At 69.2% G+C, this 14,989-nt stretch carries 13 protein-coding genes; 9 read left to right on the top strand and 4 right to left on the bottom strand.

Going from position 1 to position 14,989, the window contains the following annotated elements; translation table 11 throughout:
- Window positions 1-84: 84 nt before the first annotated feature.
- Genes ftsH through HF885_RS08880 form a run of 4 tightly spaced genes read left to right on the top strand, consistent with a single transcriptional unit; the run spans window position 85 to window position 4,507 of the window.
- Window positions 85-1,965, top strand: coding sequence for an ATP-dependent zinc metalloprotease FtsH (ftsH, locus tag HF885_RS08895; protein WP_170104629.1), 1,881 nt, complete (start codon window positions 85-87; stop codon window positions 1,963-1,965).
- Window positions 1,965-3,146, top strand: a complete 1,182-nt coding sequence (locus HF885_RS08890) for a pyridoxal phosphate-dependent aminotransferase (RefSeq protein ID WP_170104583.1) — start codon at window positions 1,965-1,967, stop codon at window positions 3,144-3,146. Before ftsH ends, HF885_RS08890 begins: the two co-directional genes overlap by 1 nt.
- A gap of 11 nt (window positions 3,147-3,157) precedes the next feature.
- On the top strand, window positions 3,158-3,661 hold the full coding sequence (locus HF885_RS08885; protein ID WP_170104582.1) for a hypothetical protein: 504 nt from the start codon (window positions 3,158-3,160) through the stop codon (window positions 3,659-3,661).
- Between the two features lie 30 nt (window positions 3,662-3,691).
- On the top strand, window positions 3,692-4,507 hold the full coding sequence (locus HF885_RS08880) for a phosphatase (protein ID WP_170104581.1): 816 nt from the start codon (window positions 3,692-3,694) through the stop codon (window positions 4,505-4,507).
- A 40-nt stretch (window positions 4,508-4,547) separates the two neighbouring features.
- On the opposite strand, the gene HF885_RS08875 is transcribed toward HF885_RS08880, so the two are convergent.
- Both HF885_RS08875 and HF885_RS08870 read right to left on the bottom strand, forming a co-directional pair.
- Complete coding sequence (locus tag HF885_RS08875; RefSeq protein ID WP_170104580.1) at window positions 4,548-5,363, bottom strand: exodeoxyribonuclease III; 816 nt, start codon at window positions 5,361-5,363, stop codon at window positions 4,548-4,550.
- Between the two features lie 97 nt (window positions 5,364-5,460).
- Window positions 5,461-6,387: a patatin-like phospholipase family protein gene (locus tag HF885_RS08870; protein ID WP_170104579.1), complete on the bottom strand. Its 927-nt coding sequence runs from the start codon at window positions 6,385-6,387 to the stop codon at window positions 5,461-5,463.
- 120 nt (window positions 6,388-6,507) lie between these two features.
- On the opposite strand from HF885_RS08870, the gene HF885_RS08865 reads away from it, so the two are divergent.
- From HF885_RS08865 to HF885_RS08855, 3 genes are all read left to right on the top strand, one after another.
- A complete protein-coding gene (locus tag HF885_RS08865; protein WP_170104578.1) occupies window positions 6,508-7,251 on the top strand; it encodes an NAD-dependent protein deacylase in 744 nt (247 codons plus the stop codon).
- 84 nt (window positions 7,252-7,335) lie between these two features.
- A complete protein-coding gene (gene folP / locus HF885_RS08860; protein WP_170104577.1) occupies window positions 7,336-8,769 on the top strand; it encodes a dihydropteroate synthase in 1,434 nt (477 codons plus the stop codon).
- Window positions 8,760-9,401: a hypothetical protein gene (locus HF885_RS08855; protein WP_170104576.1), complete on the top strand. Its 642-nt coding sequence runs from the start codon at window positions 8,760-8,762 to the stop codon at window positions 9,399-9,401. Before folP ends, HF885_RS08855 begins: the two co-directional genes overlap by 10 nt.
- 25 nt (window positions 9,402-9,426) lie before the next feature.
- Here the strand turns inward: HF885_RS08855 and HF885_RS08850 are convergent, their stop codons facing one another.
- Window positions 9,427-10,239 carry a type III pantothenate kinase gene (locus HF885_RS08850; protein WP_170104575.1) on the bottom strand — a complete coding sequence of 271 codons (813 nt, stop codon included), beginning with the start codon at window positions 10,237-10,239 and terminating at the stop codon, window positions 9,427-9,429.
- Between the two features lie 201 nt (window positions 10,240-10,440).
- Between HF885_RS08850 and rpmE the strand changes: the two genes are divergently transcribed.
- Window positions 10,441-10,890: a 50S ribosomal protein L31 gene (gene rpmE / locus HF885_RS08845; protein WP_090846015.1), complete on the top strand. Its 450-nt coding sequence runs from the start codon at window positions 10,441-10,443 to the stop codon at window positions 10,888-10,890.
- A gap of 1,114 nt (window positions 10,891-12,004) precedes the next feature.
- Complete coding sequence (locus HF885_RS08840) at window positions 12,005-13,426, top strand: NAD(P)/FAD-dependent oxidoreductase (RefSeq protein WP_170104574.1); 1,422 nt, start codon at window positions 12,005-12,007, stop codon at window positions 13,424-13,426.
- On the opposite strand, the gene HF885_RS08835 is transcribed toward HF885_RS08840, so the two are convergent.
- On the bottom strand, window positions 13,423-14,811 hold the full coding sequence (locus tag HF885_RS08835) for a hypothetical protein (protein WP_170104573.1): 1,389 nt from the start codon (window positions 14,809-14,811) through the stop codon (window positions 13,423-13,425). The two genes, HF885_RS08840 and HF885_RS08835, sit on opposite strands and share 4 nt — an antisense overlap.
- Window positions 14,812-14,989: the final 178 nt, after the last annotated feature.

Raw genomic sequence — 14,989 nt, 5'->3', positions numbered from 1 at the left:
CACGACCGCGGGAGCGGGCTCGACCCCAACGGCCTCAGGCCGGACGGCCCCAGCTCCCGCAGGTCCCTCATCGTCACGCTCGTCATGATCGCCGCGCTGTGCTATGCGGTGTACACGGGCTACGGCGCCTTCAACGGCAAGCCGTCCGCGGACGTCATGAGCACCAACGAGTTCGTGACCGCCGTCAAGCAGGACCGCATCGAGAGCGTGACGTACAAGACGGAGGACGGCAGCCTCTCCGGAACGTACTGGCGCCACAAGGCGGACGTGGGCGAGAAGAACAAGGCGTCCCGCTTCAAGAGCTACTACGTGGGCGCGGACAGCCTGCAGGAGCTCATGGCGAAGCAGCCGGACACGAAGTACACGATCGACACCTCGTCGAGCGACTTCTTGCAGTCCGTCCTCGTCACCGTCGTCCCCACCATCCTGGTGGTCATCGCGTTCGTGTACTTCATGAACCAGATGAACGGCGCAAACGGCCGCACCATGAACTTTGGCCGCGCCACGAAGGCCCGCACGTCCGAGGAGACGCGCCCGAAGGTGAAGTTCGACGACGTCGCCGGCATCGACGAGGCCGTGGAGGAGCTGAAGGAGGTCCGCGACTACCTGCGCGAGCCTGAGCGCTACAAGAAGATGGGCGCGAAGATCCCGCACGGCGTGCTCCTGGTGGGCCCCCCGGGAACCGGCAAGACGCTGCTGGCAAAGGCCGTGGCCGGCGAGGCGGGCGTCCCGTTCTTCTCGATATCCGGCTCAGACTTCGTCGAGATGTTCGTGGGCGTCGGCGCAAGCCGCGTGCGCGACCTCTTCAAGCAGGCAAAGGACGCCGCGCCGTCCATCATCTTCATCGACGAGATCGACGCCGTCGGCCGACAGCGCGGCGCGGGCCTCGGCGGCGGGCACGACGAGCGCGAGCAGACCCTGAACCAGCTCCTGGTCGAGATGGACGGATTCGACGACAACTCCGCCGTCATCCTGATCGCCGCCACGAACCGCCCGGACATCCTGGACCCGGCGCTGCTGCGTCCCGGCCGCTTCGACCGGCAGGTCACGGTGGACCGCCCGGACGTCAAGGGGCGCGAGAAGATCCTGACGGTCCACTCCAAGAACAAGCCCCTGGGCACGGACATCGACCTCGGCCGCATCGCGAAGCTCACGCCGGGCTTCACGGGCGCGGACCTCGCAAACCTCATGAACGAGGCCGCGCTTCTGGCCGCGCGGCGCCACAAGGACGTCGTCGGCATGCCCGAGATAGAGGAGTCCATGGAGCGCGTCATCGCCGGTCCGGAAAAGAAGGGCCGCGTGATGAGCCAGAAGGAGCGCACCACGATCGCGTTCCACGAGAGCGGCCACGCTCTCGTGGGCCACGTGCTGGAGAACAGCGACCCCGTGCACAAGATCAGCATCATCAGCCGCGGCCGCGCGCTGGGCTACACCATGCAGCTGCCGGAGGAGGACCACTTCCTGGAGACGCGCGACGGCATGCTCGACCAGATCGCCGTGCTTCTGGGCGGCCGCACCGCGGAGGAGCTGTTCTGCGACGACATCACGACGGGCGCCAGCAACGACCTGGAGCGCGCCACGAAGATCGCCCGCTCCATGGTCACGGTGTACGGCATGAGCGACGAGCTGGGCGCGCAGGTGTTCAGCGAGCCGCAGCACGAGGTGTTCCTGGGCCGGGACTACACGAACCACCACGACCTTTCCGCCGAGACCTCCAAGCGCATCGACGACGAGGTGGAGCGCATCATGCGCCAGGCCCACGTGCGCGCACGCGAGGTGCTCGAGGCCCGCGCGGAGCAGATGCGCACGATGGCGGGCGTGCTGCTTGACCGCGAGACCGTCGAGGGCGACGCCGTGAACGCGCTTCTGGACAACAAGTGGGACGCCTACCTCGCCGCCCACCCGGAGGAAGACAAGACGAACGCTGCGGACGCACCCGCGCCCGCCCAGAGTGAGGAGAGCTAATGGCCATCAACCAGAAGAGCTACGACTACGGCGCGGCGAAGTCCTCCATCCGCGAGATCGCGGCGTACGGTGCGGCGCGCAAGGCCCAGATCGGCGCGCAGAACGTGTTCGACTTCAGCCTGGGCAACCCGTCCGTCCCCGCGCCGGACGCGGTGAGGGAGTCCATCGTGAGGAACGCGGCGCTGCCCGCGGCGCAGCTGCATGGCTACACGCCTGCCGCCGGCCTGCCCGCGGCGCGCCAGGCGGTCGCGGACTCGCTCAACCGCCGCTTCAAGACGTCGTACGAGCCAGGCGACCTGTACCTCACCTGCGGCGCGGCCGCGGCCATCAGCATCACGCTGCACGCGATCGTGAACCCCGGGGACGAGGTCATCGTGATCGCGCCGTACTTCCCGGAGTACCGCGTCTGGATCGAGACCGCAGGCGCCACGTGCGTGGAGGTCATGGCAGACGCCAAGACGTTCCAGGTGGACGCCGCCGCGGTGGACGCGGCGATCACGCCCAACACCAAGGCCGTCATCATCGACTCGCCCAACAACCCCGTGGGCGCCGTCTACACCAAGAGCACGCTCCTCTCGCTCGCGTCCGTGCTTTCCGGCCGCAGCGAGGAGCTTGGCCATCCCATCTACCTGGTGTCCGACGAGCCGTACCGCGAGATTACCTACGGCGCGGAGGTGCCGTGGGTGCCGGCGCTCTACAATCGCACCATCGTGTGCTACTCGTATTCCAAGTCGCTCAGCCTGCCGGGCGAGCGCATTGGCTGGGCGCTGGTGCCGGACACGAACCCCGACCACGACGAGCTTGTGCTTGCCGTCGCGGGCGCGGGCCGCAAGCTCGGCTTCGTGTGCGCGCCGGCGCTGTTCCAGCGTGTGCTGATAGACTGCGTGGACGAGCCCACCAACGTGGAGGCGTACGCGCGCAACCGCGAGGCGCTTGCCGGTGGCCTGCGCAAGCTGGGCTACACCTGCATCGAGCCGGAGGGCGCGTTCTACCTGTGGGTCAAGTCGCTGGAGCCCGACGCGGAGGCGTTCTTCCGCCGCGCCCGTGACCTCGAGCTCTTGCCCGTGCCGTCCAACAGCTTTGGCTGCGAGGGCTGGGTGCGCCTGGGCTACTGCGTCTCGTACGAGACCATCGTGAACTCCATGCCCGCGTGGCAGAAGCTCGCCGAGTCCTACCGCTAGGGGCGGCATCCATGTTGCGCAACAACCGCGCGAACGCCCGTGCCGCGGCCCGCACCTGCGGCGACTGCCGCTTCATGACGGAGCGCATGGGCGTTTTGCGCACGCACTGCGAGTGCCTGGAGCCCAGCCAGGCGGGCCGGCGCGTGGGCGAGAAGGACGCGGCCTGCCCGCTGTTTGCGGGCCACATGGTGAAGCCCGGCCCCAGCCTGGCACAGCTTTTGGGTGCGGACGCCCGCCGCGCCGTGGACGAGCTTACGGCCGAGAAGCCCGCGCGCCCGGAGCGCCGCGAGCCGGCTGCCGACGCCGCCGTGGCTGCCGCGCCCGCCGCACCTGACGCGCCCGCTGCACCTGACGTGCCCACTGCGCCCGAAGCCGCGGGCGACCTGGACCTCGCCGCGCTCGAGGCCCGCGCCCGTGCCGCGGAGGCCCGTGCCCAGGCGCTCGAGGCACAGGCCGCGCTCGCAGAGGCCCGTGCCCGCGCCAGCCGCAAGGGGCCGGAGGGCGACCGCCGCTAGCGCAGCCGCCAGGCCGCAAGAGAGGAAGACATGCTGCACATAGCTTGTGACGTCCACACGCACACGATCTTCTCGCGCCACGCGTACTCCACGATAGAGGAGAACGTGCGCGCCGCGGCGGAGATGCGCGTGGAGCTCCTGGGCTCGACGGACCACTTCAGCGCGATGGTCCATCCCGCGATCGACGGGGAGTACGACCTGCGCGACTTCCAGCACTTCCTGAACATGCACAGCTGGCCGCGCATCTGGAACGGCGTGCGGCTGCTGCACGGGGTCGAGGCGGACATCGTCGATTTGGACGGTCACCTGTTTGGGCACGACATCGTGTGCGGGCGCGACATCACGGGCCGCGCGCTGCGCCGCCCCATCAACCTGAGGGAGCGCGTGTTCGACGAGTGCGACTACGTTATCGCGAGCGTGCATGACAAGTCGTGGGCGGAGGGCGCGAGCCTCGCCCAGACCACGGAGTGCTACGTGCGCGCGCTCGAGGACCCCAAGGTGCTGATCCTGGGGCACACGGGGCGCTCCGGCATGCCGTACGACCTGGGCGAGGTCCTGACCGTCGCGAAGGAGCGCGGCAAGCTGATAGAGATAAACGAGGTCACGTTTGGCGACCACCCCTCCGCGCGGCAGAGCTGCCGGCGGATCGCGGAACGCTGCGCGGAGATGGGCGTCATGATATCCACCGGCACGGACGCGCACATATCGTACGGGATCGGCCGCTTCGACCACGTGCGCTCCATGCTGGAAGAGATCCGCTTCCCGCAGAAGCTCGTGGCCACGCGCGACGCCCAGACGTTTCTGGGCGTGCTCGAGCGCGCCATCGGCCGGCCGGACGGGCTGTAGCGACCCGCCCCCCCCGGCCGGCTGCCCGGCCGCGCTGGGCCTACGCCCTGATCGTCAGCTCGACGGGGCAGTGGTCGGACCCGTACACGTCGTCCAGGATGCGCGCGCTCGTCACCCGCGAGAACGCGCGGTCGCTCACCAGGAAGTAGTCTATGCGCCAGCCGGCGTTGCGCTCGCGTGCGCGCATGCGGTAGCTCCACCAGCTGTACGCCCCCTCGAGCGTGGGGTTCAGCGTGCGGAACGTGTCCGTGAAGCCCGCGTCCAGAAGCTTCCCGAAGCTTGCGCGCTCCTCGTCCGAGAAGCCCGCGTTCTCGTGGTTGGTGGCCGGGTTCTTGAGGTCGATCTCCTCGTGCGCCACGTTGAAGTCCCCGCACGTCACGACGGGCTTCTGCCTGTCGAGCCCCTGCAGGAACTCGCGGAAGCGCTCGTCCCACACCATGCGCTCGTCCAGGCGCGCGAGGCCCTGCTTCGAGTTTGGCGTGTACACGTCCACAAACCAGAAGTCCCCAAACTCCAGTGCGCACACGCGGCCCTCGTCGTCGGCCACCGGGCTGCCGATCTGCCGGATCACCTGCAGCGGCTCCGTGCGGCTGAACACGGCGGTGCCGGAGTACCCCTTGCGCTCCGCCGAGCTCCACACCTGCGTGTAGCCGGGCAGGTCGAGCTCGAGCTGCCCCTCCTGCATCTTCGTCTCCTGCAGGGCAAACACGTCCGCGTCCAGCGCGTCGAACACCTGCATGAAGCCGGGCTCCTTCTTCATGACGGCGCGCAGCCCGTTCACGTTCCACGAGACGAGCCTCAGCTCGCGCTCGCCGGCCGCCTCTGGCGTGCCGTCCGTCTTGTTGGTGTCAGCCATGTCTCTCCTTCGTGGGGCCGTCGGCCCGTCGGGGTTTCTCGTCCTGCGCCTGTCGCGGCGGGTCCGGCGCCGCCTTGCGCGACGGCGCGCGGCCGCGCTAGCGCTCGTCCTGCGGCGCCCTCCAGTTGGGGTCGCCAAACAGGAACTCCTTGTACGCGGGCATGTCGCGCCGCGCCTGCGCCGCGCCCAGCGCGTAGGCGGTCCTAAGCGCCACCGGGTCGAGCGTCGTGCTCTTCACGGGCATCATGTCCGGGCGGATCACCAGGCAGCGGCCCTCGCGCTCCATCTGCGCAATGCGGTCGAGCTCCGCGTTGTAGCGCTCGGAGCGGGTGAGAAGGGCCTCCCTCACGTGCGGGTGCTCGCCCCCAAACCGCAGGGTCGCGTCCTTCTCGCCCCTCGAGGGCGGCTCCTTGCGGTATCCCGCCGGGCGCGTCGCCACCAGCAGGAAGCGCGTGTAGCCGGCGCGCTCCGCCATGAACAGCGGGATGCCCGCGCCCTCGCCCAGGCCTCCGTCCAGGTACGTGACGCCGTCTATGGGCTGCGGCCTCATCAGCACGGGAAGCGTCGAGCTCGCGCGCACGCACGCCATGAGGTCCCGCAGCGTGGGCATGTCCTCGCGCGTGAACACGCGCGTCCTGCCCGTGTCGCGCTCGAAGGCCGAGACCGCCACGCGCGCCGGGTTCGCCTGGAACGTGTCCCAGTCAAACGGCAGGCTGCCATCCTCCACGCAGCCCTCGTACAGGTAGTCCGCGTTGAAGTAGCGCGTGCCGTGCAGGATGGAGCCAACGCCCACCGCCGGCGTGCCCGACCCCTCAAACCCCATGAACGCGTCTTTCACGCGGCGCGCGTCGCGGCTGAGGTAATCGACCGCGTGGCTGGAGCCCGCAGAGATCCCGCATACAAAGTCGAAGTATATGCCCTCGGCCAGCAGGGCGTTTGCAAAGGCCGCCGTGTATGCCGCGCGATAGCCGCCGCCTTCGAACACCAAAGCCGTCTTGTGCACGTTGTTTGTGAGTGGTGCCATGTCGCCGCCTTACGTCGAATAACAATGACTCAACCTTACCCGTTTGCCGCCCGTGCCCGCACCAGAAGCGCCCGCGGCGCACCAAAGTGCTACGGTAGGCACAGTCACGAGGAGGCAGACATGGGCAAGACGATCACGGACCCCAGGCTCGCCGCGCAAGAGCTGAAGAGGCTCACGGACGCGTCCGCGCACACGGTGTTCTTCGGCGGGGCGGGCGTCTCGACCGCAAGCGGGATCCCAGACTTCCGAAGCGAGAACGGCCTGTACAACCAGCACTTCTCGTCCAAGTACTCCCCGGAGGAGCTCCTGAGCCACCACCTGTGGAGGCAGGACCCCGAGGCGTTCTACGACTTCTATCGCAAGATGATGTGCGCGCCGGACGCCAGGCCCAACCAGGCGCACGTGAAGCTCGCGCAGCTGGAGCGCGAGGGCAGGCTCGACGCCATCGTGACCCAGAACATCGACGGCCTGCACCAGGCCGCCGGCTCCAAGAACGTGATCGAGCTCCACGGGTCGACCCACCGCAACCACTGCGTGGACTGCGGCGCCGCGTACGACCAGGAGTGGATGCTTTCCACCACCGGCGTGCCGCGCTGCACGCGCTGCGGCGGCATCGTGAAGCCGGACGTGGTGCTGTACGAGGAGTCCCTGGACGAGAAGGACATAGAGGCCGCGGTCGTGGCCATAAGCCACGCCGACCTCCTCATCATCGGCGGCACGTCGCTCGTGGTGTACCCGGCGGCCGGGCTGGTGCAGTACTTCAGGGGCTCGAAGCTCGCCATCGTGAACCTGGAGCCCATCGCGCAGGATTGCGCGGCAGACGTGGTTTGTGCCTGCGACATAGCAAAGGCGTTCGATTGGTAGGGCGCAAGCGGTTACAATCTTTGGGAACACTCCGGGGCGTGCGCGCGTGCGCGGCGCCCCTTGACCCGTTTGGAAGGTGTACCCATGCTTCGTGAGGACTACTCCACCTGGCGCTGCGGCCAGCACGTGCTGTCGCTGGCACGCCCGCGCGTCATGGGCATCCTCAACGTCACGCCGGACTCGTTCAGTGACGGGGGAGAGAACCTCGACCCCGCGGCGGCCGTGGAACGCGCGCTGCAGATGCTGGATGAGGGCGCGGACATCATCGACGTGGGCGGCGAGTCCACGCGCCCGGGCTCCAAGCCGGTGACGCCGGAGGAGGAGGCCCACAGGATCGTGCCCGTGATCCGCGGGATCCTGGCCAAGGCCCCCACGGCCATCATATCCGTGGACACGCGCCACGCCGCCGTGGCAAAGATCTGCGTGCGGCTGGGCGTCTCCATCCTGAACGACGTGACCGGGTTCACGGACCCGGCCATGGTGCAGGTGGCGGCGGAGAGCGACTGCGGCTGCGTCGTGATGCACTGGAACAAGCTGGGCGGGCCGGTCACGCGGCGCATGGTGCAGCTTGACTCCGAGCGCCCCGCGCGCGTGCGCCGCCCCGTGCCCACCAGCACCAGGCGCTTCACGCTGCCGGAGGCCGCGCCCGTCATGAGGGAAATCATGGGATTTCTGGGCGACCAGGCGCGCGTGCTCATGCGCGCCGGCGTCAGCCACGACCGCATCTGCATAGACCCGGGCCCCGGCTTCGACAAGACGTACGACCAGGACGTGGTCATCCAGCGCGCCACGCGCAAGCTCGTCTCGATGGGCTACCCCGTGCTGAACGCCGTTTCGCGCAAGCGCTTCGTGGGTGCGGTCTCTGGCGTCGCGGACGCGCCGGAGCGCGACTTCGCCACGACGGGCATCGCGCTCGCGGCCGTCGAGAGCGGCGCGCGCGTGCTGCGCGTACATGACGTGGCCGGCGTCTGCCAGGCTCTCGACACGTACTGGGCCGTCACGAAGGCGGACCCGCGGCAAGGCTTCGTCTCCATCGGCTCGAACGTGGGCGACAGGCTCGAGAACCTGTCCCGCGCCGTCCGCCTGATGAACGACATCCCCATGACGTGCGTGGTCCAGGCGAGCCACGCGTACGAGACGCAGCCCGCGTACGGCATCGAGACGAACGTGGTGAACGCGGTGGTAGAGATCAGGACGGAGCTTGCGCCCATCGTGCTGATAGACCGCCTGCTTGACATAGAGACGCAGCTCAAGCGCGTGCGTGACCCGCGCCTTGCCGGCCACGGCCCGCGCACCATAGACTGCGACCTGTGCTTTGTGGAGGACGAGGAGCACGCCGGCCCCAAGCTGACGCTGCCCCACCCGCACCTGGGCGAGCGCGACTACGTGCTGGTGCCCATGGAGGACCTCATGCACGACCCCGTGCGCTACCTCATGCACGCCGGCGTGCCCGTGTACGCGCCGGAGGACCGCGTGGGCCACGTGGTGGCTGAGGTTGGTGAGCTGGATTGGCAATAGCGACCCCCGGTGGCCGCGCCGATGGCGCCAGCCGCGCCGCTGGCGACGGCCGCGCCGATGGCCCCAGCCGCGCCGCGGAGCGCGTGCTCGCGAGCGTGACGGTGCGCCCGGACGTGCCGATGCAGATGTACACCTGCCTGCCGCAGGTGCTGGCCCTGGGCCTTGCGCGGGCGCTTGCCGCCGCGGGCCAGGACGGAGCGCGCGTGGCGTGGCCAAACGCCGTGGCCCTGGACGGCGAGGCGCTGCTGCGCGTGGACGTGCGCGCCGGCTACGACGAGGGCATGTTCGGCAGCTGCGATGTGGTGCTGCTTGCGGACGACCCCCGCGTCGCGCCCGGGGGAGAAGAGCTTGCCCACGCCCTCGAGCGGGCGTCCGCCCAGTGGGAGGACCGCCTGCGCCGCGCCTGCGTGGTCGCGGGCCCGCTGGCGCCGCTGCTGGACGACTACTTCGAGACGATGGATGCCGCGAACGAGCGCGTGGAGGTGGTGTACCCCAACGGCCGCGTCACCGCGCGCGGCGTTCTGGCCGGCCTGGACGTGTGGGGCCGCGCCAGCGTTCGCACGGACTCCGGCCGCGAGCTGAGCATATCGCCGGAGCAGGCGTCCATCCGCCGCGAGCGTCCGCGGGCGTAGGCTGCGAAAATGGGCCGCGAGCGTCCTAGCCGTTGATGTCGCGCTGCCTGCGGGCGGCGCGCTTCTCGTTTCTGTGGCGCCAGATCAGGTAGATGCCGCGGACGGTGAGGTTGGGGTCGACGGTGTCGAACGCGTCCGTCGCGCCGGAGACGATGCCTGCGAGGCCGCCCGTGCCAACGACGGTCGCGTCTGGCTCGTCGAGCTCGGCCTTGATGCGCGAGACGAGGCCCTCCACCTGCGCCGCCGCTCCAATCACGATGCCGGACTGCACCGCGGTCTCCGTGGTGGTGCCCAGCGCGTGGGGCGGCACCACCAGGGGGACGCTGGACAGACGCGCCGCGTGGGCAAAGAGCGACTGCGCGGAGGACAGCAGGCCCGGCATGATGGCCCCGCCGCGAAACGCGCCCGCGGCGTCCACCACGTCGATGTTGGTGGCGGTGCCGAAGTCCACCACGATCACGGACGAGCCGTAGCGCTCGCGCGCGGCGACGGCGTTTGCGATGCGGTCCGAGCCCACCTGGTGCGGGTCTGGCATGTCGATGCGGATGCCGCAATCGCGCGTGGCGTCCACCAGCAGCACGTCCTCGGCCATGAGGAGGTTGGACATCATGTACTGCCACTCCTGCGTGAGGATGGGCACGACGCTCGCGATGGCGACGTCCGTCACGCTCCGAAGCGTGAGGCCGAACATGAGGAAGTAGCCGTACAGGCGCTCGTGCAGCTCGTCGGCGGTGTCGGTGTGGTCCGTCGCCATGCGCCACTGGCGCCGCAGGGTGCCGTCGGCGTCGAACAGGCCAAGCGTCGTCTGGGTGTTGCCTACGTCCACGGTAAGGAGCATGGGGTGCCTCCGGGTTTGTCAAACGGGTTTCCAGCGCCTAGTCTACAGGGTGCGAAGGCGCCGTGGCGGCGAAAGCGCCATTTCTTCTCCACAACACGCCCATGGCGAATCTGATACACTCCTATAGCTTGACGCCCTGATTGGAACCAGGGCTACCATCCTCGCCTGGTCGGAAACCAGGCCTACCAAAGGAGTCCCAGTATGAAGCAAGGCATCCATCCTAACTACGTGGAGTGCACCGTTCGCTGCACCTGCGGCAACACTTGGGTCACCCGCTCGACCAAGAGCGAGATGACCATCGACCTCTGCGATAAGTGCCACCCGTTCTACACCGGCCAGCAGAAGCTCGTCGACACCGGCGGACGTGTCCAGCGCTTTGCCAACAAGTTTGGTGGCGCCGCTGCCGCCCAGCTCAAGGCCGCCGAGGCTGCCAAGGCCGCCAAGGCTGCGAAGGCCGCCGAGCTCGCCGCCGCCAAGAAGGCCGCCAAGGAGGCCAAGGCCGCCGAGAAGGCCAAGCGTGCCGCCGAGTACGCGAAGAAGGCCGAGGCCGAGGCTGCCAAGCAGGCTGCCAAGGCTGCCGCCGAGGCCGAGACCGCTGCCGAGACCGTCGAGGCCGCGGCTGCCGACGCCGAGGCTCCTGCCGCGGAGTAGGTTTCAGCACGATAGCGGCGCGTCGGGTTGCCGGCATGCCGCGACGCATGCGCGCAAGCGTGTTTGGGGAGGTCGACTTTGGTCGGCCTCCCTTTTGCGTGCGGTGCGCGGGTGCGCGGGCTACTGCAGGCATCCGCGGCGCGCCGGTACACATCGGCCGCGAGCTTGCAGGGCCGGCGTGAACTCGGGCCCCACGAGTACGGGCAAGCGGCGCGCCGGTACACGTCGACGCCGAGTTTGCAGGGCTGGCGTAAACTCAGGCCAGACGAGTACGCTGGCGATAGACGCCGGTACACACCTGCGCCGAGTTTGCACGGTTGCACGAAACTCGGGGCAGACGAGTACCGGGGGGCGCCTTGGCGGTACACACCTGCCCCCAGTTTGCAGGGATCCCGTAAACTGGGGGCAGAAGTGTACCGGGCATGCCTCCCGCCGGTACACGTGTGGCAGAAACGCGCGGGATCCCGCAAACTCGCGGCCGACGTGTACCATAAATGTTCTAACCATGGCAGGAACTCGCCCATGTGTACCGGAAAATGCAAACTCGGCCCTGACGTGTACCATGAGGAATTAGTCTAATTCCACATAATATGAGGTAGATGACCTGCGCGATCAAAGTCTTAACGAACTACTCGGTACACATCTCGAAGTTCCTGACATGGTTCGACTTTCGATGGTACTCGTCTGGCCCGAGTTCGCAGGTTCTTGCCAAAAGCGCGCCCATGTGTACCGGTCCGGTACACGTCTGCCGCGAGCTTGCACCGACCCGTGAAACTCGGCCGCGAAGTGTATCCGGCCCGGTACACGTCTGCCGCGAGCTTGCACCGACCCGTGAAACTCGGCCGCGACGTGTATGGGCACGTCAACTCGAGGCTCACGTGTACCGACGGCCGCCCATCCGCATCAGCCCCGGCGGCACTCGCCGACCGCGCCCTCCACGCTCGCGGAAGCGCGTGCCCGTGCGCCCGTCGAGCGGCCGCGCCGTGGGTACAATGCCGGTGCACGCCCGCCGTCCGCCGACGCCCGCCGCCGACACCCGCCGCCGGCTGCGCGGCCGCCGCCGGCGTGCGATCGTCGTCACCGCGGGCAAACGTCACGCAAGAGAGGTGCACCCATGGCCGAAGAAGCCTCAACCATACGCACGGACGTCCTCATCGTGGGCGCGGGTCCCGCCGGAATCTTCACGGCGCTCGGCCTGCTGCGCCGGGGCGACCGCCGGTCCATCACCATGGTGGAGAAGGGCCTGCCCATCGAGCGCCGCCGCTGCCCGCGAGAGGCGACCGGCCACTGCGCGGGATGCTCTCCCTGCCGGATCACCACGGGCTTCTCGGGAGCCGGCGCGTTCAGCGACGGAAAGCTCTCGCTCTCGCCCGAGGTCGGCGGCGACCTTCCGCAGCTCGTGGGCACGGACGTCGTCGCAGACGGCATATCGCGCGTGGATGACATCTATCTTGAGCTGGGCGCGGACCCGCACGTGGAGGGCGTCGGCCATCCCAAGAGCGTCGCGGACATCCGCCGGCGCGCTATCAAGGCCGGCCTCAAGCTGGTGGATTGCCCCATTCGTCACCTGGGGACGGAAAAGGCGCAGCAGATCTACGCGCGCGTGGAGCGCGAGCTTCTGGACGCGGGCGTGAACATCCTGTTCGAGCACGAGTGCCTCGAGGTGCTGGTGCAGGGCGAGAAGTGCCTGGGCGCCGTCGTCGCGCCCACCGGCCGGCCCCAGGCCCAGACGAGGATCCTTGCCGCGGAGACCGTGGTCGCCACCGGCCGGCGCGGCGCGCTCTGGTTTGACGAGATGTGCGCGGAGCACGGCATCACGCACGCACCCGGCCCCGTTGACCTGGGCGTTCGCGTCGAGGTTCGCAACGAGGTGATGGAGGACGTCAACAACGTCCTGTACGAGTCCAAGCTCGTGGGCTACCCGGCGCCGTTTCGCAACAAGGTGCGCACGTTCTGCCAGAACCCCGGCGGCTTCGTGAGCCAGGAGAACTACGACGGCGGCCTCGCCGTGGTGAACGGTCACTCGTACAAGGAGCGCAAGAGCCCCAACACCAACCTGGCCGTGCTCGTATCGTTCAACTTCCGCCAGCCGTTCCACGAGCCCATCGCGTACGCCCAGCACGTCGGGCGCCTCATGAACATGCTCGGCGCCGGCCACATCCTCGTGCAGCGCTTTGGCGACGTTCTGGACGGCAAGCGCACGTGGCCGCAGGAGCTCGGCCGCTCCAACGTGGTGCCCACGCTCGCGGACGCCGAGGCCGGGGACATCACGGCCGCGATGCCGTACCGCGCCATGACGGAGATAGTGGCGTTCATGCAGGCCGTCGACCTGGTGGTCCCGGGATTTGCCGCGGACGAGACGCTGCTGTACGCGCCGGAGCTCAAGTTCTACAGCAACCGCGTGGTGATGGACGAGCACCTGGACACCAACGTCGCCGGCCTGCACTGCCTGGGAGACTCGTCCGGCTGGACGCGCGGCCTCATGATGTCCAGCGTGATGGGGCTGCTCATGGGAGAAGAGCTCTCGTCCCGCTAGGAGCGCTGGAGCGTGAACGCGTCCGTGTACGTGGCCGTCGCGTCATACGGTATGAGCAGGAACGACTCCTTCGACGTGTGGCTGCACGTGACGCGCGCGACGGCGCGGTCCTGATCGTCGGCCGAGCCAAAGCCCACGATCACGGTGATCGCGCCGCGCGCGTCCTGCGGCGTCGTGAGCTCGAACGCGTACGTGCTGTCCGTGGGGTCGTCCGCCGGGTCAAGCCGCTCGCCCTCGAACGTGACGCCGCGCACGGACTCGTCGCCGTCGCTTGCGTCCACGTCCCGCTCCGGCGCGGCGTGGTAGTGCGCGACGCAGTCAAGCGTGCCGGTCATGCGGCGCGAGTCGTCTGACAGCGTGTCGATCGTGATGGAGAGCGTGCGTCCCTGCGCGCCAAAGCATTTTGAGCCAGAGGCGTCCTGGCTCTGGAACGTGCCCGTCCACGTGCCCACCACGGGCGAAAGGCTCGCGCGCCGGGCGCCCTTGCTTGCGCTTGCCTTGTGCAGTTCCCACGAGCCGCTTGCGGCCGCGAACGAGAAGCTCGCGTCCACGTCGCACTCCAGCGCCTGGTAGCCGTGCCGGCTCACCAGGCGAATGCGCACGTCCTGCCGCTGGCCCCTGCGGTCGAAGGTCGACTTTTTTATGGTGACGTCCGCGTTTTGGTACAGCGTGACAAGGCTTTTCTTGCCGCCGCCCGCAGACGAGTCCGCCTTTGCCAGGATCGCGCCCACGCCCGCGCGGATGCGCGCGCGGGACACGCCGCCCGTCGCCGCAAACGAGGCCGCGCCGTCCAGCCGGCACACGTCCAGCCGCCACGAGCCGCTTGCGCCGCGCTCGTACGTGAGGCTCGCGGGCGCCGTCGCGCGCACGCGCCCGCTCTGGAACGTCACGTCCGCCGCCACGACGAGCTTGCCGGCGACGGAGCTCCGCCCGCGCACCTTCGCGCCGGTGGCAACCAGGTCCTCCGCCACGTCGAACGCGCCGGCGCTCCAGTCCGGCGCGGGGGCGTGCGCCACGGCGTCGCGCTCCACGCGCGCGTCGTCCGGGCCGCCTACCAGGCCAAGTCCCGCGGCCACGGCCGCGGCGACGCACAGCGCCACGGCGAGAAGGACCGCCGCCGTAGCCGCACGGTGGTTCCGCACCGCACGGCCCGCACTTCTCGCCCAGGCGCGCGCCCTGCGCGCGAGCGGCGTCGCGGCGCCGTCCGGTGCGGCGGCGTCAGGCGCGGTGCCGTCCGGCACGGCCTTCGCGGGCGCGGCGCTTGGCGCGGGCACTGGCTGCGTGGCGGTCCGGTCCCGGCCGTCGACCTCCGCGGGGGAGGGGCGGCCCTGCGTGTGGCGCGCGTCGCCTGGCGTGGGCGACGCCTTCTTGCTGTCGTCTTGCATGGGCTTGGGGCTCCCTCCCTTGCGCGGCCGTGCGCGAACAGTTTCTCACAGTTTCATGCGACGGTCCTATGGCCGCGGCGCCGCCGCGCCGTCGCGCACGGGGTGGCCACATCTGCCCGCGCGACCCGGCCGCGCGTGGCGGGGCAGGGCGGCCGCGCGCATCGTGGACGGGCTGTGC

Origin of the sequence: Parafannyhessea umbonata, assembly GCF_012844235.1 — a bacterium.
GTDB lineage: Bacteria > Actinomycetota > Coriobacteriia > Coriobacteriales > Atopobiaceae > Parafannyhessea.
The sequence above is the reverse complement of the archived record's forward strand: the minus strand, read 5'-3'. Positions and strand labels throughout refer to the sequence as shown.